The organism is uncultured Methanobrevibacter sp., from assembly GCF_900314695.1.
Classification (GTDB): Archaea; Methanobacteriota; Methanobacteria; order Methanobacteriales; family Methanobacteriaceae; genus Methanocatella.
Window position 1 is genome coordinate 1 of sequence record NZ_OMWD01000032.1, and the last position, 22,577, is coordinate 22,577.

24 protein-coding genes are annotated in these 22,577 nt (G+C 32.8%); 7 read left to right on the forward strand and 17 right to left on the reverse strand.

The annotated features are described in order from the left end of the window. Positions 1-129 precede the first annotated feature (129 nt). On the reverse strand, positions 130-474 hold the full coding sequence (locus QZN45_RS09685; protein WP_296812678.1) for a hypothetical protein: 345 nt from the start codon (positions 472-474) through the stop codon (positions 130-132). A 200-nt stretch (positions 475-674) separates the two neighbouring features. Here QZN45_RS09685 and QZN45_RS09690 point away from each other — a divergent pair, with 200 nt between their 5' ends. Both QZN45_RS09690 and QZN45_RS09695 read left to right on the forward strand, forming a co-directional pair. After that, positions 675-1,358: a DNA polymerase domain-containing protein gene (locus QZN45_RS09690; protein ID WP_296812680.1), complete on the forward strand. Its 684-nt coding sequence runs from the start codon at positions 675-677 to the stop codon at positions 1,356-1,358. Between the two features lie 38 nt (positions 1,359-1,396). Beyond that, complete coding sequence (locus tag QZN45_RS09695) at positions 1,397-2,089, forward strand: TIGR02253 family HAD-type hydrolase (RefSeq protein WP_292606606.1); 693 nt, start codon at positions 1,397-1,399, stop codon at positions 2,087-2,089. A gap of 21 nt (positions 2,090-2,110) precedes the next feature. Here QZN45_RS09695 and QZN45_RS09700 read toward each other — a convergent pair whose 3' ends face one another. From QZN45_RS09700 to hemB, 8 genes are all read right to left on the reverse strand, one after another. After that, a complete protein-coding gene (locus tag QZN45_RS09700; RefSeq protein WP_296812682.1) occupies positions 2,111-2,884 on the reverse strand; it encodes an exodeoxyribonuclease III in 774 nt (257 codons plus the stop codon). Then, a complete protein-coding gene (locus QZN45_RS09705; RefSeq protein ID WP_296812684.1) occupies positions 2,884-4,425 on the reverse strand; it encodes a phenylalanine--tRNA ligase subunit alpha in 1,542 nt (513 codons plus the stop codon). The genes QZN45_RS09700 and QZN45_RS09705 overlap by 1 nt, the downstream gene beginning before the upstream one ends. Before the next feature lie 124 nt (positions 4,426-4,549). Then, complete coding sequence (locus tag QZN45_RS09710) at positions 4,550-4,939, reverse strand: putative zinc-binding protein (RefSeq protein ID WP_296812686.1); 390 nt, start codon at positions 4,937-4,939, stop codon at positions 4,550-4,552. A 96-nt stretch (positions 4,940-5,035) separates the two neighbouring features. Next, positions 5,036-5,767 carry a flavodoxin family protein gene (locus QZN45_RS09715; protein ID WP_296812689.1) on the reverse strand — a complete coding sequence of 244 codons (732 nt, stop codon included), beginning with the start codon at positions 5,765-5,767 and terminating at the stop codon, positions 5,036-5,038. A gap of 2 nt (positions 5,768-5,769) precedes the next feature. Beyond that, the gene (locus QZN45_RS09720) at positions 5,770-6,381 is read right to left on the reverse strand and encodes a GNAT family N-acetyltransferase (protein ID WP_296812690.1); all 612 of its coding nucleotides are present in this window, start codon (positions 6,379-6,381) and stop codon (positions 5,770-5,772) included. 7 nt (positions 6,382-6,388) lie between these two features. Next, on the reverse strand, positions 6,389-7,003 hold the full coding sequence (locus tag QZN45_RS09725) for a TetR/AcrR family transcriptional regulator (RefSeq protein ID WP_292881098.1): 615 nt from the start codon (positions 7,001-7,003) through the stop codon (positions 6,389-6,391). 91 nt (positions 7,004-7,094) lie between these two features. Further along, on the reverse strand, positions 7,095-7,973 hold the full coding sequence (locus QZN45_RS09730; protein ID WP_292606619.1) for a triphosphoribosyl-dephospho-CoA synthase: 879 nt from the start codon (positions 7,971-7,973) through the stop codon (positions 7,095-7,097). After that, positions 7,974-8,975: a porphobilinogen synthase gene (gene hemB / locus QZN45_RS09735; RefSeq protein ID WP_296812692.1), complete on the reverse strand. Its 1,002-nt coding sequence runs from the start codon at positions 8,973-8,975 to the stop codon at positions 7,974-7,976. A gap of 194 nt (positions 8,976-9,169) precedes the next feature. Here hemB and aroC point away from each other — a divergent pair, with 194 nt between their 5' ends. Continuing rightward, positions 9,170-10,264, forward strand: a complete 1,095-nt coding sequence (gene aroC, locus QZN45_RS09740; protein WP_292606623.1) for a chorismate synthase — start codon at positions 9,170-9,172, stop codon at positions 10,262-10,264. On the opposite strand, the gene QZN45_RS09745 is transcribed toward aroC, so the two are convergent. Together QZN45_RS09745 and QZN45_RS09750 are read right to left on the reverse strand one after the other, a co-directional pair. Further along, positions 10,261-11,190: an MBL fold metallo-hydrolase gene (locus tag QZN45_RS09745; protein ID WP_292606664.1), complete on the reverse strand. Its 930-nt coding sequence runs from the start codon at positions 11,188-11,190 to the stop codon at positions 10,261-10,263. The two genes, aroC and QZN45_RS09745, sit on opposite strands and share 4 nt — an antisense overlap. 10 nt (positions 11,191-11,200) lie before the next feature. Next, positions 11,201-12,121: a DUF2121 domain-containing protein gene (locus QZN45_RS09750; RefSeq protein ID WP_296812695.1), complete on the reverse strand. Its 921-nt coding sequence runs from the start codon at positions 12,119-12,121 to the stop codon at positions 11,201-11,203. Positions 12,122-12,476: 355 nt separating this feature from the next. Here QZN45_RS09750 and acs point away from each other — a divergent pair, with 355 nt between their 5' ends. From acs to QZN45_RS09765, 3 genes are read left to right on the forward strand one after another with little or no spacing between them, the layout of a single operon-like run. Beyond that, complete coding sequence (acs, locus tag QZN45_RS09755) at positions 12,477-14,573, forward strand: acetate--CoA ligase alpha subunit (RefSeq protein WP_292606627.1); 2,097 nt, start codon at positions 12,477-12,479, stop codon at positions 14,571-14,573. A 60-nt stretch (positions 14,574-14,633) separates the two neighbouring features. Continuing rightward, the gene (locus QZN45_RS09760; RefSeq protein ID WP_296812696.1) at positions 14,634-14,996 is read left to right on the forward strand and encodes a hypothetical protein; all 363 of its coding nucleotides are present in this window, start codon (positions 14,634-14,636) and stop codon (positions 14,994-14,996) included. Next, positions 14,993-15,619, forward strand: a complete 627-nt coding sequence (locus QZN45_RS09765) for a DUF447 domain-containing protein (protein WP_296812697.1) — start codon at positions 14,993-14,995, stop codon at positions 15,617-15,619. Before QZN45_RS09760 ends, QZN45_RS09765 begins: the two co-directional genes overlap by 4 nt. A 21-nt stretch (positions 15,620-15,640) precedes the next feature. Here QZN45_RS09765 and QZN45_RS09770 read toward each other — a convergent pair whose 3' ends face one another. The 6 genes from QZN45_RS09770 to QZN45_RS09795 form a co-directional block, all read right to left on the reverse strand. Further along, positions 15,641-16,612, reverse strand: coding sequence for an ABC transporter substrate-binding protein (locus QZN45_RS09770; protein WP_292606633.1), 972 nt, complete (start codon positions 16,610-16,612; stop codon positions 15,641-15,643). A gap of 159 nt (positions 16,613-16,771) precedes the next feature. Then, positions 16,772-16,972, reverse strand: a complete 201-nt coding sequence (locus QZN45_RS09775) for a MoaD/ThiS family protein (protein ID WP_296812699.1) — start codon at positions 16,970-16,972, stop codon at positions 16,772-16,774. A gap of 69 nt (positions 16,973-17,041) precedes the next feature. Beyond that, on the reverse strand, positions 17,042-17,872 hold the full coding sequence (gene fdhD, locus QZN45_RS09780) for a formate dehydrogenase accessory sulfurtransferase FdhD (protein ID WP_292606636.1): 831 nt from the start codon (positions 17,870-17,872) through the stop codon (positions 17,042-17,044). 38 nt (positions 17,873-17,910) lie between these two features. Continuing rightward, a complete protein-coding gene (locus QZN45_RS09785; protein WP_296812700.1) occupies positions 17,911-19,299 on the reverse strand; it encodes a glutamate--cysteine ligase in 1,389 nt (462 codons plus the stop codon). A gap of 17 nt (positions 19,300-19,316) precedes the next feature. After that, positions 19,317-20,714, reverse strand: a complete 1,398-nt coding sequence (locus tag QZN45_RS09790; protein ID WP_296812702.1) for a hypothetical protein — start codon at positions 20,712-20,714, stop codon at positions 19,317-19,319. After that, positions 20,707-21,504, reverse strand: a complete 798-nt coding sequence (locus tag QZN45_RS09795; RefSeq protein WP_296812703.1) for a class II glutamine amidotransferase — start codon at positions 21,502-21,504, stop codon at positions 20,707-20,709. Before QZN45_RS09795 ends, QZN45_RS09790 begins: the two co-directional genes overlap by 8 nt. A 281-nt stretch (positions 21,505-21,785) precedes the next feature. Here QZN45_RS09795 and QZN45_RS09800 point away from each other — a divergent pair. Continuing rightward, positions 21,786-22,577: DDE-type integrase/transposase/recombinase (locus QZN45_RS09800; protein ID WP_296812705.1), on the forward strand; the 792-nt coding region annotated here is incomplete at its 3' end.

Sequence of the window (22,577 nt, forward strand, 5' to 3'; positions counted from 1 at the left end):
TACTTTTAAATTAAAAATAAAGAAAAATTAGAAAAGAAAATAATGTTTCTCTTCAAAAATTTTTTTGATCAAAATCAATTAAGTTTTTGAAAGAGCCATTCGAAAAAAAAATAAAAAAAAGGATAGAACTCATAAGTTACTATCCATCAAGCATTTTAAATTTGGGATTCCAAAACTGTTAGGGCATTTAACAGAACATATTTTGGAATTTTCAACAAACATATCAAACAACAAACAATTTTCGTCACAATCTATGTCTATTTTTACATCATCACTTTCCAAGCACTGTTTCGAAATATTTAGAACTTCAGATGCACGGGAAACTAAGACAAAGGTGGGGAAATTAAAGATGTCAACTCCCAGATAGATGCCATTTGAAATTCCAAAGTCCGCACAATATCCATTTCTACCATCAACTTTACCTACAAAGGTATCGTTTACCTCATCATAACTTGATATTAATCTTTTTTTCATTATATCAACCTCACATATACTATTACCAATATAACTTATATAATAAACCTAAGAGCATCTGAAAAGTAATATAAAAACTCAATAATGTAAATAACTTAATTTTAATGCAATAAAATTGATTTAATATTAAAAAATTGATTTAGCAAAGTATTATAACAAGATAACATATATTATACTATATCAATAAAAAGGTGTCCCGATTGATTGAAGAGACAGAAGAACAGATAGCTCTCGAAGCTGAAATAAAAGATCAAGCCCAAAAATTTATCGCATATCTGAATTCAACCCTTCCAGAAAGCATGGAATTGGAATATGAAGGATTTTACAGAAGAGGATTTTTTGTAAGCAAAAAAAGATATGCAGTAATTGAAGATGGAGAGATTATAGCTAAAGGATTGGAATTAGTCAGAAGAGACTGGGCACCAATTGTTAAAAAAACCCAAGAAGCTGTTTTAATGGCCATATTAAAGGAAGGAGATTCTAATAAAGCCATCAAAGAAGTTAAAAAAGTATTCAAAAGAATCAAAAATGGTGAAGTGGAAAACAAGGAACTGATTATCCACACACAAATCACCAAACCCCTTGACCAATACAAGCAGGTTGGACCACATGTTGTTGCTGCAAGGAAAATAGAAGAACATGGCATTAAAGTCACACGAGGAACCATTGTACAGTATATAATCGTAAGAGGAAAAGGTTCTATTAGTCAGCGTGCAATACCTTATGAGTATAGTGAAGGATATGCATATGACAAGGACTATTATATCAATAATCAACTTATTCCCGCAATTGAAAGAATCATGTATTCATTCGGATATTCCAAAAAGGATTTGCAGGACATGTCACGGGGCGAAGTCCAGCAAAGTCTAGATGCATTTTTCTAAAAAAATATATAACACATCACCACCAAAATTAAAAGTATATGATTAATAATGATGAACGTGTTGTTTTCTTTGACGTAGATGGTACTCTGCTTGACACATCTGATTTTGCTGAAACTGCAAGAAAAGCAGCTATTGGATTGATGGTTGATAACGGATTACCATTGGATAAAGATGAAGCATATGGTGTTTTAAAGACTATAATTCGAGAAAAAGGATCAAATTACGGAAGACACTTTAATGTATTGACCCAAGTTGTTCTTGGCCATGAAGATCCTATGCTTGTAGCACTAGGAATGATAACCTACCACAATGTTAAAATGGCACTTTTAAGACCATTTCCCGAAACAATAAATACATTGATATATTTAAAAAGCCAAGGTTATCGTTTAGCAGTTATTTCAAACGGCATTACAATCAAGCAATGGGAAAAATTAGTTAGACTTAACGTACACTCATTTTTTGATGCGGTAATAACCTCCGAAGAAGTCGGGAAAAACAAACCGCAAAAATTGATTTATGATGTTGCACTTAGAAAAATGAACGGTAATCCTGAAAAATCTGTAATGATTGGAAATAAGTTCAAAGAAGATGCATTAGGTGCTGTTAATGCTGGAATGAGTGCTATTCTTGTAAATTCAGACATTACTGAAGAAGACAGAGAATACATAAAAAAAGAAAAATTAGACATTACAATTGCTGAAGATATTGGTGATGTAAAAACAATATTATAAATCACCAATCCAAACTATTTTTTAAAATTCCAATTCCAAAGTCACAGGACAGTGGTCGGAACCGTAAATTTCATTTAAAATTTTAGCAGATTTTACATTATCCTTAATCTCTTCATTAACATAGAAATAATCCAATCTCCAACCGGCGTTCCTTTCACGTGCGCGAGTTCTGTAACTCCACCAAGTAAAGTTATTTTCACCTTCATCAAACATTCTAAACGTATCAACAAAACCGGCCTTTTCAAGTTCATCCAGCCATGCACGTTCTTCAGGCAAATAACCTGATTTTCCTTCACAATTTTTAGGGTTGTAAACATCAATAGGATTATGAGCTATATTATAATCACCAGTAATGACAATGTTTTTTCCCGCATTTTTTAGCTCAACCAGCTGCTCCAATAATGCATTGCAAAAATCAACCTTAAAATCAAGTCTTTTTGCATTCATGCCACTGTTTGGAAAATAAATATTATATAAAATAAAATCAGGATATTCGATTTTTAAAACCCTGCCTTCACTGTCAAGATTTTCTACACCAAGACCTTTAGTAACCTCAACAGGTTCTATTTTTGAATAGGTTCCAACACCGCTGTATCCTTTCTTTTCAGCTTCATTAAAATACTGTTCATATCCATCGACATCAGCCAATTTCTTGGGAATTTTATCTTGGGTAGCCCTAACTTCCTGAAAGTTAATAATATCTGCATCAGTATTGTCAAACCAGTCCCAGAATTCATCCTTTTTGGAGACTGCCCTAATACCATTAACATTCCAAGAAACCAGCTTGATTGACATTATAATCTAACTCCTTTATCAAGAGGCACTTCACGAAGCCAGTTAATATCACTTTTGTAAAGCATACGAATATCCTCTACACCATATCTAATCATGGCAAGCCTTTCAATACCCATACCGAAAGCTAAAGCAGGTTGATTGATGCCTAATGGTTTTAATACTTCTGGTCTGAACATTCCAGCACCACCTAGTTCAATCCAGCTGCCTTTTTCTTCCAAATAAATTTCAGATTCAGTAGATAAATAAGTATAAGGGAAATAAGCAGGTCTGAACCTTACTTCAAAACCTAATTTTTTATAGAATTCCTTCAATGTTCCTAAAAGATTTTGGTAACTGATATCCTCACCACAAACAAGGCCTTCAACCTGATGGAATTCAGGCAAGTGTTTATAATCAAAAGTTTCTCTTCTAAATACTCTACCTACAGAAAACATTTTAATTGGAGGCTCATGTTCAAACAGATGTTTTGTTGAAATTCCTGTTGTGTGTGTTCTCAATACGCTTTGGCGTGCAATGTCTTCACTCCAATCATATTTCCAACCGATTGAACCTGTATCTGCACCTGTTTCATGAGTTTCAGCAGTAAGCTTTACCAAATCATCGTCAGGCAAATCACAAGTCAAAGGATTTTTAAGGTAAAATGTATCCTGCATTTCACGAGCAGCATGATCCTGCGGTTGGAAAAGTGAGTCAAAGTTCCAGAATGCAGATTCCACATATTCACCGTTGTCTTCTGAAAAACCCATATTTAAAAAGATTTCCCTAATTTCATCAATGATTACTCTTAAAGGATGTTTTTTACCAGCAAAAACTGTTGGCGCTTCTGCATTAATATCATATGGACGATATTCTAAACTTTTCCATTCTCCTTCTTTTAAATGTTCATGGGTTAATTGGGTAGCCTGTTCTTTGATAGTGAAACCATGTTTAAGAATTTCTTCACCTTTTGGCAATATTATAAATGAGTGTGATGTTTCTTTTTTAATATTTAAAATATTTTTCCTACCAGTTAATTTTTTAAATCCTTCCCTTAAATCATCTGTGAAAAGTTTAACTCCATCAGCATTAGCTTTAAGATAATCGAGAACCTTTTCGTCGACTCCTGCTTTATTGGCAAAATCCATACCTACATCAGTAATATTGACTACTCCCTTATCGATTTGAGCCCAATTTTTACGGCGCAACCAACCAAGAGCAATATTAGCTTCTTTTTTGTCCATACCTGTTTCGGAAGCCAAATCCTTCATGTGGATTTCTCTTTTTTCAGCCAATGCATCCAATATTTTTCTTTCAGGAAGTCCGTTTTCAGCATATTCTAAACCGTCATCGGTTAAGGAATAGATTTCCTGAACTTTTTTGTTTACTTCAATTATATCCTTTGAAGCAAGTGATCCTGCCGCACTCATAACTGATTTGATATCCATGCCCGTATTTACAGATATCTGCATAGGAGTACTTACAGGATTAGCTTCCAGTTGTTTTAAAAGTTTCTTTTCATATATATGTAATTCTTTAATGGTTTTTTCAATATCATCACTCATTTAAACACCATGATTTATAAATTGATAATATAATAATATATGTTTAAAATGATTTATAAAGATAGTGCTAATCTTGAATTACGACAATTTTATCAATACATGAAAAAAGAATTTGGGTCAATGTTTACAGCTTTTGTAAATTTTCTATTGTTTTATTTAATTCTTTGACTATTATTTTCACACACTCTTCGGCTTCATCATCCAATCTGAAAGGGTCTCTTGCAGATACTTCAAAGCATTCTAAAATCTCGTTTACTGCAATTGTACCAGCCACATTAATTCCCTTATTTTTTAGGATTTTGTTAACACATCCGTTGGGACATCCATTAACCGCAACAAGAGGATACTTTTTAAGCATTTCATCATTTTTGCCTTCAATATCTGCTGATGTTGAACCCATGCAAATGGATATTACATTTTCATTGTCTTTTTTACAGTCCCCAACTGCAACACGAGACACCAATCCATTGGGACTCATTCCGTTGCATGGGGCAAATGCAATTTTTTCCGCCATATTATCATCAATCAATTTATAAATTTTAAAACCTTTTTCTTTTACTATCAAAATCAATTAGCATTGCTAGAACCTTTGATTTTACCAACATTTATACTATTTCATCACCCTTTTAAGTATGAAAAACATTGCTTTTGAAAATAGTTTCTTCAATGGATTTAATTTGATTTCAGGAGAAAAATCACTATTAATCAAATCAGTTTTTATCCAATATTGCTTATCCGCTTCCATGGAATTTTCTGAATGTGCCAAAGTTCTCCAAACATTATAAAAGACAATATCACCTAATTTTGGATTGTGCAATTTCCCTGATTCAACATCACCACCAAATTTTTGTGAAATCTCATTGATGTTTTTTGAATCGATTGAATTCTTTCCGCCACATGCATAAGTAATCTTATATGTCTTGTTTATGCCCCAATGCCTTAATGTTTCATCAATATATTTGGCCACATCCTTTTGACCGGCTCCGGCCGTGGATACGATTACCAAAGCTTTTTTAGTGAAAAATTCAGGCCTGTGATATACATAGGCGGTATGGTCAAAGAAATTCTTTAAAAGAGCAGATACATTCATGGCATATACAGGACAGGCTATAATGATGCCATCCGCCCATCTTATTTTATCAAGAATTTCCTTAATTTTATCATAGTGAGGGCATTTTTCTTCACTTTCCAGAATGCATTTAAAACAACCATTGCAAAACGGAATTTTTTCCTTCATCAGATGGATTTCCTCAAAATTCCCGTTAAGATTCTTTTTTGCCTGTTCAACCATTTTCCAGGTATTTTTACGTCTCGGCGAACCGTTGATAATAACATAATTCATAATTACAACTCCTTAAGTTGAGTATCCAAAACTAATTTTTCCCTATATTCAAATCGTTTGTCAAATTCATCAACATCACTCTGATTAACATCAAACACATCCGGATTGTGAAATATTCCCATTTTACTTTCAGGTTTTGTCTCATTCAGCATCTTTATCATGAAAAAGGGACATTCATCTGTGGTATCGGTTCCCTCTAGAAAAATATTATAATTCGATGCACTTTCAAAGCCAAATCTTTGATAGTAATTTTCATCACCAACTACAAAAACGAATGGTATATCTTCTTTTTTTGCAAGATCAAGAGTATAATCTATTAATTTTGAACCCAAACCCTGATTTTGATAATTCTCATGGATTGATATTGGACCCAATATGGCAGCATCAACTTTTTCATCATCATAATCAATCAGACCCCATGAATAATTGATATGGCCAATAATTTCACCGTCACATTCGATTACATAAGCCAATTCACTAATGAAAGATTTGTCGTTTCTTAAATTATGAACAATGTAATGCTCAAATGCTCCCGGCCGATAGATATTCCAAAAGGAGTTTCTTACCATCTCTTCAACACTTAAATAATCATTTTCATTTTCCAATCTTATCATGATAACATTACCTCCTTACAGAATCATAAAGCAGTTTAATATGCTCTTGTGACTTGCCACATAACTCATCAACGAACTTGGCATCATCTTCGGGGTAATTTATGATATAATGCTCATAGAGCAAAAACAGCCCATACTTGTAGAATGATTCTGCAAGCTGTCTTGAGTCAACATCCTCCCTGATCAACCTTTTAGATTTCATTAAATCGAACAGCACAATCCAGCCGTTGACTGCCTCTTCAATTATGCTTTTTTTAAGAAAATCCCTTATTTTATCATTGTGATAGGATTCTATCAGGATTATTCTTGTGATTTTAGACATTTTTTCATCTTTCAGCTGTGATGCAAAGGCGTTTAAGCCGGCATTGTAAAAATAGTCAAAGCTTATGTCCAGATTCGCACTTGCTTCATTGAGTGGAATCTCCTCAGACAGCATCTTATCAATGTAATAATTTAGAATTGAATCCAAAATAGCTTCCTTACTTGGATAATGATTGTAAATGGAGCTTTCCTTTATTCCAACCTCTCGGGCAATCTGGCGAATCGATACACCATCATAACCACGCTCTGAAAACAAATCAACTGAAACGTTGAAAATTTTTTCCTTATTATTGACTTTCATATCATCACAACTAACAGGTGTTAGTTATAAATATATATTACAATTATATAAAACTAACGATTGTTAGTTTAAAAAATAATAAAAAAAGGAGTTATTCGAAATGGGATTTCAAATAACTGACAAATATTGAAGCTGCTGTTAAATCTGCAGTGGTTCCAGGATTATATTTATTTTTAAACATATAATCATCAAATTCACTAACCCTATCGATGAAGTCTGGTGAATCCTTCATTTTAAGCAAATCTCTGGTCATCAAGGATATCTTGAGCGCTTCCTCATCACCATATTTTCTAGATATTAATGTATCCGGAACATGTGACAGAATTGTTAAAAATGTTAAAAGGCAAGCATCATTTTGGGATTTTTCTTCCCTGAGATTGTGGTAAGTCGGATAGCCTATCTCAAAAACGGCAGGCATGTCAGAGGTCATTTCACGGGCAAGCATATCCCAGGGAGCGGAAATCTTCAATACATCAAACATTGTTTGACCGTTTTCCCTTAACTCCTGTTTTGCATTGTCGCTTGCAACATCATACTCATCCTGGTCGCCCATTCCACCGGCATCTGCAATATTTATTGCATCATACAAATCACAGGCATCATCAACAGACGTATTTCCCATCAACAATTTGATATTTTCACGAATATCATCAAATGAATCACTTATTGATGCTGCAACAGCAATAGGTGTTGTCATCATAACAATACCAAGATTGGTGTTGTTTTTAATCCATCTGTCGGTTTCAGCTACAGCCTGTAAAATATATTTGCCCAATTTTGGATTGTCAACATCCACATCAGTACATGCTTCGCGAATGGTATCTCCAATTACGATTCCACTTATTACAAAGTCCTCAAAGACCATATCATCATAATCTCTAGTCCTGTGGACATTACCTGGCTTTGGATATCCGCTCACTTCAAGTGCTGATGCAATTTGAGCTATTTTTGCAATTTCATTAGCTTCCATTTATATCATCTCATTCAAAAGTAAATATGGTGCGAAATTAGTGATTATCAAGTCTGCTCCAGCACGTTTAATTGAAAGCAAAGCTTCCAAAATTGCTTTTTCTGTTAAAAAACCTTTTTCAATGGCTGCCACAAGCATTGCATATTCTCCACTTACATTATATGCAACAAGAGGCAACATGAACTCATCCCTAACCATGCGCACAACATCAAGGTACGGCAACGCAGGTTTGACCATTAAAAAGTCACATCCTTCAATCACATCAAGTTCACATTCGCGAATTGCCTCAACTGCATTGGCAGGATCCATCTGATAGGATTTTCTGTCTCCGGCATGAGGAGATGAACATGCAGCAACCCTGAACGGTTCATAAAATGCTGAGGCATATTTTGCAGAATATGACATAATCATTACATTATAAAATCCATTTTCATCCAATGTTTCACGAATTGCCTTGACTCTACCATCCATCATGTCTGAAGGCGCTACAATATCCGCACCAGCCTGTGCATGTGAAAGAGCAACTTTAGCAATATACGGTAGGGATTCATCATTTAAAATCTCGATTCCATCATCAGTATCATCATTTTCAACTATCATTCCACAATGACCATGTGAAGTGTATTGGCATAAGCACACATCAGTGATAACGACCAGGTCTGTTTCCTTTTTAAGTCTTCTAACAGCTTTCTGCACAATTCCTGTAGATGAATAGTCAGGAGTTGCAATTTCATCTTTAGTATCTTCAGCAGGAATTCCAAATACAATAATTGATTTCAATCCTTTTTCTTCCAATTGTTTAGCAAATTCAACTCCACTATCCAAGGAATATCTATATTCACCCGGAAGAGAGGAAATCTCCTCTTTTTCATCACCATTGAGCTCTTCCTTAAAATAAATCGGATAAATCAAATCTTCTTTTTCAAGTTTGGTTTCACGAACAATATCTCTAATTTTGGCATTCTTTCTAAGTCTTCTCATTCTTGTAGTCGGAAATTCCATAACAATCACTCAAATATCAATTACTTATACTTTTTATCAATCAACATATATAGAAATTTTGAAAAAAATTCATATCATACACAATATTGATTTTGATTAAACTGTTTTAAGTTTCCAACAATGCAAAAATATTTGTGAAAATTTAAATGTTTAGAATACAAATATACCATCAATTATCATAAGAGGCCAAATTCATGTCAAATTCTATAGGAGAAAAATTCAGAATAACAAGTTTCGGGTCAAGCCATGGAAAGGCTTTAGGTGCCGTTGTCGATGGATGTCCTGCAAACTTAGAATTAACCGTTGAAGATATTCAAAAAGAACTGGATAAAAGAAAACCTGGAACAAGCAGTGTTACAACACCCCGAAAAGAAGGAGACGAGGTCCAAATACTGTCTGGAATTTTTGAAGGAAAAACAGATGGAACCCCAATTACAGGTGTTGTTTTCAACAAAAACCAACATTCTAAAGATTATTCAATGTTTAAAAATACTCCTCGCCCATCACATGGTGATTTTGGCTGGATGATGAAATACGGAAACTACGACTATAACGGAGGAGGTCGTGGAAGCGGAAGAGTGACTATTGGTCATGTAATCGGAGGAGCAGTAGCTAAAAAGCTCCTTGAAACAAAAGAAATTGAAATCATATCCCACGTTACACAAATCGGAGACATCACCGCAGACCCGCAAGATTTCAATGCAATAAAAGAAAACATAGAAAAGAATCCCATTCGCTGTGCTGATTTAAAAGCTGCAAAAGAAATGGAAGATTTGATTATTTCAAAAAAAGAGGAAGGCAATTCTGTTGGAGGCATTGTGGAAACAATAGCCATTGGAATCCCTGCAGGTATTGGAGAACCTGTTTTTGAAAGACTGGATGGAGACCTTGCAAGAATATTAATGAACATAGGTGCTGTAAAAGGTGTTGAAATAGGTCTTGGATTTGACGTTGCAAAGCATCTCGGTTCCCAAATCAATGATGAGTATCAAATTGAAAATAATCAGATAACAACAAAAACAAACAATTCAGGTGGAATAATTGGTGGAATGAGCAATGGAATGCCAATCATATCCAGAATTGCAGTAAAACCTACACCATCAATTTCCAAATGTCAGGATTCTATTAATCTGGAAAAAAGAGAAAATGAAAAAATAGAAATTAAAGGCAGACACGACCCTTGCATCTGTCCTAGAGTGACTGCTGTTGCAGAATCCAGCACTGCAATTGTTTTGGCAGATCATATGATTCGTTCAGGATTTATTCATCCGACAAATTTAAAACATTAATTTTTTCTTTTTCTTAATATTGAAAGTTCATCAAACTCGTTATTTTTAAATGCGAGTTGATATGAATTTTTTCTTTCACTGTCATACAATGTATGGCTGGTGCTGTGAGCATGTGATTCTGTATCCTTAAGTGAGATTATTCTAAATCTTTTAGGATTTTTATAGTTAACATTGAATGACAATCCATCAAAAGCGGCAATTACTTTAACGCCAGTTTCTTTAGAAATCTTTTTGGCTTCAGTAACAGGATTTGAAGAAATCATTTTAAGACCCAAATGAGTCATTACAGCAACTTTCGGTTTTACTTTATTTATCAAGTCAATGAAATTGCGAGAACACATATGCCCATTAATGGTTCTGTTACCCGGCCTCAATACACTAGCTATTAAAATATCCGCACCTTCATGACATTCACCCAATTCATCAAAGTATCCAGTATCAGAAGTGTAAGATACCTTAAATCCATTGTAATTTAGTTGAAAGCCGACACCTGCAGGGTCGCCATGTTGAGTTTTTGTTCCCTTTACTTCAATGCCATCGGCTTCAACAACCTCATCAGGCTTTAAAAGCACAGTATTGGACTTGGATTGATGATAAGCGGAAATGCATGGACCCCATTTTTCAAAACCATTCAAAACGCTTGTACTTCCAAAAATGGTCCCATATCTTCTGGTCATTCCTTTAGTCATAGCTTCAATAAGAATTTCAGCATCATTATAATGGTCAGTGTGTGCATGAGAAACAAATACTCCACTTAGATTGCGGGGATCAAAACCGAACTGATAAGTTCTTATAAGAGCTCCTGGTCCAGGGTCAATATGATAATTTTTTCCATTGATATTATCAATTCTAAACCCTCCAGTCATCCTTCTTTGAGAGATAGCGGAAAATCTTCCACCACCACTTCCTAAAAATGTCAATTTCATTTTAATCCCATCATATTGAACATAGAATAACATCACATTTCAGAGGAGACTTGTCTTTTTTAAGACATAAATCCTCATTATCTATAGTGACTTTATCTCCAATTTTAACATCATTGCTTTCTGTAAACATTATGACATTTTGACCAGGTGCGGCCAATTGTTTCCAATTTCCATCCATTGCCTGTGTTTTATCATTTAATTGAACATACAATATATTTCCATCAATGGAAACAACTTTTCCAATGTCACCATCATTGATGATTTTTTTGGCCAATTCTATTTCAATGCTTTGTTGAACAATCTGTTCGGTTAAAGTCTGTCTGAACTTAGCCAATACTTTTACATCATTATCAATAGTTACGTTCAAGTGTCTTTGAGCTTGGGATTCGTCAAAATTAGGTTCTTGTTTTAAAACATCACAATTAATACCGACAGTAGGGGTTTTAGCGGCTACTTCTCTTAAAATTTCTTCAAACATTTCTCCCTTGGATTTCAAACTGGAGGAAGGTTTTAATCTTTTTGAAATTAAACGTTCAGCCATCTTCTTGGCAAAATTATTACCAAAAATAACTATACCTGTTTTGCCGGAAGTACGTGATGTCACTTCAGAACCTATCAATTCAACCAATTGATAACCGTTACTTGTTCCGTAAACCCTTCTACGTTTTGTTTCAAAGGTTCCTTTGGTGCTCACTTCACCTCTAACACAATTGCCAACTATTTTTAACTTAGTTGCATCGTCAGTAATTTTTACAGAAATTCCCAATTCATCAGCCCTTCTTTTAAATTCACCATCAGAACTGATGTCACCATTATACAATTCCTGTTCCAATATTTCTAAATTTTCCTTATCACCGAAATAACCTATTTTCCTTTTATCCGCTGCCATTACACATCCTTTTTTTCCAATGTAAGCAATAATTAAGCTCATATAATTCCCCTTGATACCATATATCATAATTTCAAAAAATTATAATATCAAAAATTTATTATTTATATATAATTATAGTTATCCTATATTATATAGTTTAAGAGAAAATCAGAATTTTTCAAAAAATTCCACATTTATTTTTTAGATAGTATCTGTTCAAGTTTAATAAAAATAAGTGATTTAAAAATTTTTAAAAAAGCGATAAGTGTAAAATAATGGCCGAATGTGTTAAATCAAACAACATATTTAAATATTAATATAACATATATTATAATTATAATAATTGTTAATTATTTATCATTATGAATCAGAATAATGTTTATAATATTAACAAAAAGAATAAGGAGAAAAACTTATGAAAGATCTCAATAAGATGTTTAAACCTGAATCCGTGGCTGTTATTGGTGCATCCAATACACCTGGAAAAGTAGGATACATCATTGTCGATAACCTCATCAATGATGGATTTAAAGGCGAAATATATCCAGTAAACCCAAAGGGTGGAGAGATTTTAGGAAAAAAAGCATATGCAAACATAAAAGATATACCTGAAAAAGTAGACTTGGCAATAATTACCATACCAGTTAAATTTGTAAACCCAACTGTCAAGGAATGTGGTGAAGCTGGCGTGGAAAACATGGTTGTTATTACTGCAGGTTTCAAAGAAGTAGGAGAAGAAGGTGCTAAATTAGAAGCTGAATTAACAGCACTTGGTGAAGAATACGGTATAAACATTATTGGACCAAACAGTTTAGGAATAACTGATTCACACACTCCATTAAACGGATCATTTTCACAAATGATGCCACCAAAAGGAAACATGGCATTCATTTCCCAAAGTGGAGCTATGATGGTAGCTATTATCGATTGGAGTGTAACTTCAGGAATTGGATTCAGTAAAGTAATCAGTTTAGGAAACAAAGCTGGTGTAACTGAAATTGAATTATTACAATACTTGGCAGACGATGACGAAACCAATGTAATCATCTGTTACTTAGAATCAATTTCCGATGACGACGACTTCGTAAGAACCATGAGAGAAACAGCTCATAAAAAACCTATTATTGTTCTTAAATCAGGTTCAAGTTCAGCTGGAGCAGCAGCTGCATCTTCACACACAGGTGCACTTGCAGGAAGTGACCTTGCATTCGACACAGCATTCCATCAATCCGGAATTATGCGTGTAGAAACCATGGCTGAATTATTTGACCTAGGTTTAGCATTCTCCAAAGCACCACTTCCAGAAGGAGATAATGTAGCAATTATTACCAACGCTGGTGGTGGAGGAGTATTAACCGTAGATGCAATGGAAAAAGCTGGCTTAAACCTCGTGCAATTTGATGAAGAAACCACTGCAAAACTAAAAGAATGCGTAACTGAAGAAGGAAGTGCTAAAAACCCTATCGATGTATTAGGTGATGCACCAGTAATCAGATACAAAGAATCATTAGAACTTGTTTTAGGTTATGAAGATGTTGACAGTTTAATCGTTATGGTATGTCCAACTGCATCTGCTGACCCTGATGGAATTGCAGAAGCAATCATTGAAGAGAAAAATAAATTTGAAAAACCTGTTATTGTCGTTAATATGGGAGGTCCATCATTTGAAGCCGCAAATGATGTTTTAAGAGAAAACGGTATACCAACCTACGTATTCCCTGAAACTGCTGTAACTGCTCTTGAAGCAATGGTTAGATTCAAAAGATTAGAAGAAAGAACCTATGATGATGTAGTTGAAAAAGTAGATGATGTTGACAAAGATGCCGTTAAAGCAATATTTGATAAAGTCAAAGCTGATGGAAGAGACACATTACTTGGTAGTGAAGCTTATGCAGTAGCTGAAGCTTATGGAATTTCCGCAGCACCTATCAAATTATCCACATCTGCTGATGAAGCTGCAAGTTTGGCAGAAGAAATGGAATTCCCTGTTGTACTTAAAATCGCATCCGATAAAATTTTACACAAATCAGATATCGGCGGTGTAAAAGTAGGAATCTCCTCAGCTGAAGAAGCAAAAGCAACCTATGAAGAAATTATTGCAAACGCTAATAAAGCACACCCAGATATTGTTCCTGATGGTGTAGAAGTACAAAAAATGATGGATTCCGGTGAAGAAGTCATTGTAGGTATGATTCGTGACAAACAATTTGGTCCTATGATTGCATTCGGTATGGGTGGAATCTATGTAAACCTTATTGAAGACGTTTCATTCAACCTTGCAAAAGGAATGAGCTCTCAAGAAATTGATGAACAAATTAATTCAACCAAAGTATCCAAATTACTTGAAGGATACAGAGGTGAAGCTCCTTGTGATGTCGAAGAAGTTAAAGAAGCTATTAAAAGAGTAGCTAGATTAACCTTAGACTTCCCAGAAATATCTGAGTTAGACATTAACCCAATCTTCGTATACGAAGAAGGTTCATCTGCACTCGATATTAAAATCAAATTATAATTTCTCATACGAGAAATTACTCTTTTTTTATTTTTTGAATCATTTATTATAAGTGATTTTATGAATGGTGAAATTGATTTAGAACTTTATACTATTTCTATAATTAGATTAAACAACACTTTAGAAAAATTAGAAACTTCACAAAATAATGATGACATTAAAGAAATGTTCAAAGAAAGTTGTAGGGATTTTGAAGAGTTATATAAAGATATCATTTCTGATTTAAATGGAGAAGAAATACAGTTTAATGATTATTATCTATTTTTTGAAAACGGAAAACAGGTGTTTCCGCAGTATATTGACGCTTTGAAAAAAATTGAAAATGAAGAAATTAAAGAATACATTGATTCACTGATAAATGTATTTACAAACCTTAACAAAATATCTAAATCTTTTCCAAGCCAGCAGGACATGGTAAAATGAGTTTTGATTTAGAAAAAATTGGAATTGACACCGAAGAAAGATACGAATGTATTTACACTACAATTGATGAAAAAGGCATTAAAAACTCTGCAGCAATTGGTTTAAAGTATTTTGGAAAAGACAATATAGGATGTAGGATATTTGAAGGATCAAAAACTCTGGAAAACATTCAAAAAAGCAAAAGATATGTTGTAAACATTACCCAAGATCCAATAATATTTACTAAATCCACAATCGACAAACTTCCAAGCGAATATTACACAGATGATGAGGACATTGCCATTTTAAAGGATGCAGGATCATATATAATCGTTAATGTGGTTGATATTGAAGAACAAAAACCTGAAAATACTCCAATCGACAATGACCAAAGCATATTTTTAATCAAAGGCAAGATTGAAAGTGTGACAATCAATGATGAAACTATCAAAGCTTATAATCGAGGATTATCCGGTTTAATTGAATGCTTAGTTAACTTTTCAAGATATCTAATTGTCGATGATGAAAAAAGAGCAGTTTACATGGAAAGAGTAATTGAAAACGAAAGGATGATTGGAAGAATTGGAGATACACAAACAAAAGAAGCTATGAAAATAATCAAAAAAGAATACGAAAAAAATTAAAAAAAAAGCATAGTTAAGTAACTATGCTTCCCAGTACAATTTATCGTGAGAAACAGTACCGTTTAAGATACCAATATCCACTTCTAATTTTTGGAATGCATCCACATCTGCTTTGAAAGCATTATCAATACCAGAAATGAATGGGAAACTTTGTAGGGAATTTGCTTCTAAATGAGCATCTGAAACAATATCTTCAGGTAAAAGTTTTACAACTTCAGAAGAATTACCTGCGGCTACTTTATCATTAATGAATTTAGTAGCATTTTTATGGATATCTACAATATCTTTAGCTTTGTCTTCATGGTTTTTAATGAAATCATCTGATGCGACAACTACACAACATGGGTGATTTGGTAAAATTCCAGAAGAGTTTTCCAAAACAACATTACTAGTATCGTTTGCTGCAATACTTACATAAGGTTGGAAAGTAATAATACCGTCAATCTGTTTGGTTTTTAAAGCATCATTCATTGAAGGCACTTTCATAGCGGAAATGTTTAAATCATTTGTTGATAATCCATTCTTTTTTAAGTAGTATGAAAGTAAAACATGCTGAATTGAAGCTTCACCAGGAGTTGCAATTGATTTACCTTTCAAATCAGCTGCAGAATTAATTCCAGAATCTTTAGTTACAACAATTCCACTACCTTCAGTTTGAGCAGAGGAAATCACTTTAACAGGAACTCCTTTTGAAACAGAAGATAAAACAGGAGCAATTCCTACATATCCAACATCGACTTCACCACTAGCCATAGCGGTCATCAAGTCTCCACCATTATTAAACTGAACAAGTTCAGTAGTAATATTCTTATCAGCATATAAACCTTGTTTATCAGCGACGAACAATGCTGCGTCGTGGTCTGAAGGTAAATATCCTATCTTTACAGTGTTGTCTCCTCCCCCTAAGAAGTCGAAAAGACCTGCACTAGCTGAACCCATTACCAAAAATGCAGCAAGTGCCAACACTAAAACAAAAGTTATCTTTTTATTCATTATATTCACCGAATTAATTTAAATTAATTACAATTATTAATTATTATAAATATCCTATAAATATATGCTTAATTAACAATTGTTATATTTGAATCCCCATAATACTATAAATTATAAATGTTATATAAATATTTTGAAAAAATTTTACGAAAAAACAAATTATCCTCCATAAATTATTTGAATCAACTGAATTGTATCACCATCATTAATCACACTTTCCTCAACAGCAATTTCACCATTCTGCTTTGCAACAATCGTTTGGCTGGATACGCTCAAATCATCAAACAAATTTTTTATAGAATAATTATCATTTAAATTTCTTTCCTCATCAATATCATTGAATTTTAAATTAAACTTCATTATTTCACCTCTTCTAATCACATAAAAATATATTTAAATGGAGTTTTCACAGCTGCATTATCCGATAAACTATTCCTCAAAATTCACTCTTTCAGGTGCAGTGAAAACCGTAAAACGATTATCCCTTACAAAACCTATCATTGTAATGTTACCTGCACGTGCAACATCAATTCCAGAGGATGCTGGAGCAGCATTTGAAATGATTATGGGAATACCTACTCGGATTACTTTTATCAGCATGTCCGCAGGCATTCTTCCACTGTATGAAACATAACATTGACTAAAATCATAACCCTCTTTTGCAGCAGCTCCAATGACCTTGTCAACTGCAACATGACGACTTACATCCTCACGAATTATGATGTTATCCTTATACTTGAGTTGGGCAACATGCACACCTGCTGTTTTTTGCCATATTTTTGCCTCATCTGTCAAATGTTCCATGTCTTCAATAATCTGAGTTGCATTAATCTTCAAATCCGAATCATTGCGCTCGATTGTTTTCAACTCTGATCTTATTCCTCCAGCATTATCTGAGTTTACCCCCTGATATTCCAGCAATCTGCAAACACATGCATGTTCACAGTTGCCTTTTCTCTCTTGAACAATACCATCCTGTTCCAGGTCTTCTTCAGGGTCATGGCTCAACTTTGTAGAAATTAGCAGGTTTGTTCCATCTACTGTTATTGACTCGATATCACTATAATCTTTTATTAAACCTTCTCCGAGACAATATCCTACAGCAAAATCTTTTAAATCTATTGGATAAGTTGAAAACTTGCGGGGAGGCAAATAATCAATAAACAGATAAGTATATTCATCATCAACACTATTTTCCTTAATTGTCTGGTATTCACCATCTTTCCACTGGATTACCTCAGTTTGTCTTAAAAACTCCATAATATCCCCATCATTATAAATTAAATTAAAAATAAAAATTATTTGCCTGCCAATGCTACATCGAAATACTTTTTAACTTCATCACAACTGTCAACGTCACAATTTCTCAAATTATCCCTGCTAATTTGCTTATTATTTTTAGATAACATTATGTGAGTGTTGATGTAACCATGTTGCTCGATTAAACTTAAAAGCATTTTACCATAAGTAAAATCCGGATTTGAAACACGATTCATCATTAAATTCAAAGTATCAAACCCATCTATTTTCAATTTATCACACATAACATACATTTCATTTATAATTTCATAAGCCCAATCTTTAAGGGTTACTTCACAACCGTCCCTCAATAATCTCATTGAATCAACATAACCAGATTCGGCAGTTCTTTCCTCATTGATTTTAGCTTCATTTTGCCAAGCCAGATAATCCGATTCATCTTTGACAAGCATATAAATCAAAAACAAATGCAGGAATTTCATATCACGATTTACAATTCCACATTGATAAAACGGATTAATATCCAATGTTCTTATTTCAATATATTCTATACCACTGTCCTTTAAGGAATTCAATAAGTCTTTAGGATTTTTTGGTTTTAGTCTAATTTGAGTGTATAACTCTTTTGCTTCAGACAAATCCCCATTATCAATGAAACTGTTAATATCACCTACGAATTCATTAACAGAATTATAGGAAGGATACAAATCTTTTAAATTTTTATATCCGCAAGAAGCATTTCTAAATGAAGGACCTTTGGTGGAGTAATAACTGCCGTAATCGTCCTTAGCATCCATCAAGTGAATGCAATCATTTGAAAATGTTTTATGAGAACCGATTGAACATCCAGTCAGATAAATAATCAGCCAGCAATATCTCAAATAATTTCTGGCTATCTTTAAGTAAATGTCATCTTTAAAATCCTTAAAGCTTAAATCATCATTTTCCAGAGAGTATAATTTTTTTAAGAATCTTTCAGAAAACGAAAAGTTAAAATGGACTCCTGAAATCATCTGTTTTTTAACACCATATCTGCGGGCGAGATCTTCACGATACTTTTGTGATGATTCACCTTCCTCGGAGTACTGCGCTATTGGAATTTGGTCCCAATACGGCAAAATACATGGAATTGACTGAAACCAAAGATACTCATCCCGAGGAAGTGAGGCATTTACCATATCCGACAATAATGAAAAGTTTTCAAATGCATCATCAATAGTGTCAAAGGTAGGAGTTATTATTTCTATTTGACTTTCAGAAAAATCAGTCGTAATTAAAGGATTTGTAAGTTTATCTCCAAAAACAGCAGGATGAGGTGTTAAAGATAATTTGCCATCATCTTTTGCCCTTAAAGATTCCCATTCAATACCAAATGAACCTTCCAAAATTTCATTTGAAGATAATTTAGATAAATTCGCTAAATTCATTTCATCACTTCCTTCATCTAAATTACGCTTAATCTACCATAATCATCAATCAATTTCTCGATTTTAACATTATTTTTTATTGAATCAATGATTATCTTTCCAGGATTTGTATGTTTTTTAATACGATTATATAAAGGATTTAGGAATACTTCTTCACCAATTCCTCTTTCCTTAAGTCCATCTTTTGCCAAATTGACAATTTCTTTAGATAATGCACACAATTCCTTTTTGTTAAATATCTTTGGAATTTCATCCTGAATCAATAATTTTCTAAGTTCACCTGCAGTATATCCCTTATGATATATTGCAGTATCGTTAGTAATTATATCATCCAATTCATCGAGTTTTCCTTTAAGACCTAAATGAAATGCAGCAACGGACATGGAATCGCGAATTGGTTGAGTGCAAATACTTCTAAATTCAACTGTACCTCTGAATGTTAAATTAATAAATTTAAATGGCCTTAAATATTTAATGTCACTAATGCAAGGTTTTATTTCAATATCCCTATATTCCCCATTGCAATAGATTTCGCCCCTAACATAATCTCTGCTGAAATAGTCCAAAAGATTCATTGAAGGGAAATTGATATATGCTCCGTCTCTCATGACACAATAGATATTTAAAGACTCAAGATAAGATTGAAGGTCATTTAAATCCTTAAAATCGACATCATACATTCCAATATTATGAGGATTTACCCCATGAGTTGAATATTCCCATAATGCATCCCTAAAGCAAGTAATATTATCATTTTGTCCAAATAAAACGGAATTAGAAAATAATAATGCCTTAATCGGTTCAATTTTAGAAAAGACATTGATTGTTTTTACCAAATCATCCCTGTAAATATCCAATTGAACCTGTGAAGCTGATGAAAACATTCCATATTCAGGGAATCTGTGAAAATGCATTGGAATGTCTTTATAATTTTTAAAAGATTTTAAATGATGATAAAGCATCAAATATCTTTCAGATGGAATAGGGATATTTTCATTATATTTTCTGTATGGATTTATGCCCATTCCAGTTAATGTATGATTATGTTCTTCAAAAGATTCCTTTACAAATGAATAATAGTCACAGAATCTGTCATTGATAGCAAATAGCTCCTCTTCACGACCCATTGCAAATTCTATATTATTATAAGAACAATCATAGCAAACGATATCATCAGTCTTCGGGTTTTTCAGTGCAAAAACATTACCATCATAATCAATACCCTCAGTTTTGAAATCAGAGTATTGATTTTGAAATTTATGAGTAATTTCATGAACTAAATCAAAATCCACTGCTTTTTTATCAAGATTAATGATTGGAATTTCAATTTCAACACCAATGAAATCCTTTTTTTGATTAGTTGGCTGTATAAATTCATCATACAATTTGTTTCTAATCTGTTCCTTATTAATCATTAATCCCATCCCCATTTAATGAATTTAAAAATTCTCCAATAGCTTTTTCATGCTCTTCGCTCAATATAAATTCGTTTTCATGCTCACTACTTTCGAAAATAATATTTCCATCAATCAAACCGAACAGTTTATTTAATTCCACAGGTTTCCAATTCTCATCATCAGTCAGTGGAGTTGATGCAACTAAAAAGCCCTCTTCATTTTTTAAATAATATAGGGAATTCCTCATATTGGAATGAATATATGTTAAATCCCCATCATAAATCATTAAATTTAACTTATTATTTTTAGATAAATCTGATATTACTTCTGTTAATATATTAAATCGCTCTTTTATTGTTGATAAGCCACCTTTAGCTTTTTCAAAATCGTTAATTTTATCAATTATATATAATAGTATTCGCTCAGAATCAGTATCTCCAGATTCTTGATCAATGTAGTTGTCAAGCGGAGGATAATCGAATATAGTTCCATTATGGATTAACATCCAGAATCTGTTATTATCATCCACTTGTGTAAATGGGTGGCAATTGGGAGATATTATCTCACCCACAGTGGCTAATCTGATATGAGCGAATACATTTTTTCCAACAACAGGATTAGACAATATATTTTTTAAGTGTTGACTACATGTTGCTTTTACAGGTTCTTTATCTATAACAAATTCATTAGAGTGCATATTAGCTAATCCCCATCCATGCGGATGTTCCTCAGAGTGATTATAAAAACACTGTAGACATTCATTTACTTGCTTTGGCGTATTTGAATTAAAACAAAAAATTTCACACATATATTATCCTCCTATTATTGATTATCACAATAGTTATATTATGATAACAATTGTTATATTTATTTTAATATATAAAGATTTCCTAAAAAAAACATATTTTTAGAGTCTCTTTCAAAAACTTATGTGATTTGAATTTTCATTAGTTTTTGAGTCTCGAAATTTTATCGTTCTATTTTTTCTTTATTTTTAATTTAAAAGCAGTAAAATTAATATATAAGGTGGAACTTAAATATTAATATTCCCGTTTTGGTTGTGAAAATATTGAGGATAATCTAATCAGATTGGAAAAAAGAGGTAAAATTCATTTTGAAAATAGGATTGCCATTTGTCCAAGTTGTAAGTCTCATCACACTATTAAAAATGGAACTTATGAAAGAAAATTAATTTTTTTAAGAATTGGAGATCAAATTTGCACTATTCAGAAGTATAAATGTAAAAAATGTGGTAAAGTCTTTTATTCTGATTTATCATCACTTGTTTATCCCAATTCCAATATTACATTGCCAGTAATTGACTGTATTGAAAATTTATATCAAATTTATGGAGCAGGACTCCATAAAATCCGATTTAATTTAAAACAACAACATAACATCGAAATATCTCATCAAAGCATTGAAAACATCTTATTAAAATCAAAATATGAATTTAACTATGAAAATAGAACTTATTCTGGATATTACTTATTCGACAGTCTTTGGGTGAAAATTAAAGGTAAATGGAACTATCTTTTAGCATTATTCGATGTTAAATTAAATACTCTTGTTTCTGTCAAATTAGTCAAATCAGAAGATTCTAAGACCATTTATCAATTTTTACATGAATCCCTAAGAAATCAAGAAAAGATTTCAATTGGAACAGATTTAAAACACGAATATAGGGAAGCAATAGATAAATTAAAAGTTAAACAACATTTCTGCAAATTTCATGTAAAACAGAACATAAACAAAAGATTTAGAGATTATTTTGACAAAAACCAATTAGAAAAAGAAGAATTCAATGAGTTAATTGATTTAAAAAAGCACATTTTTAAAATACTTGATGCAAAAAACTTAAATGATGCTAAAAATCTACGA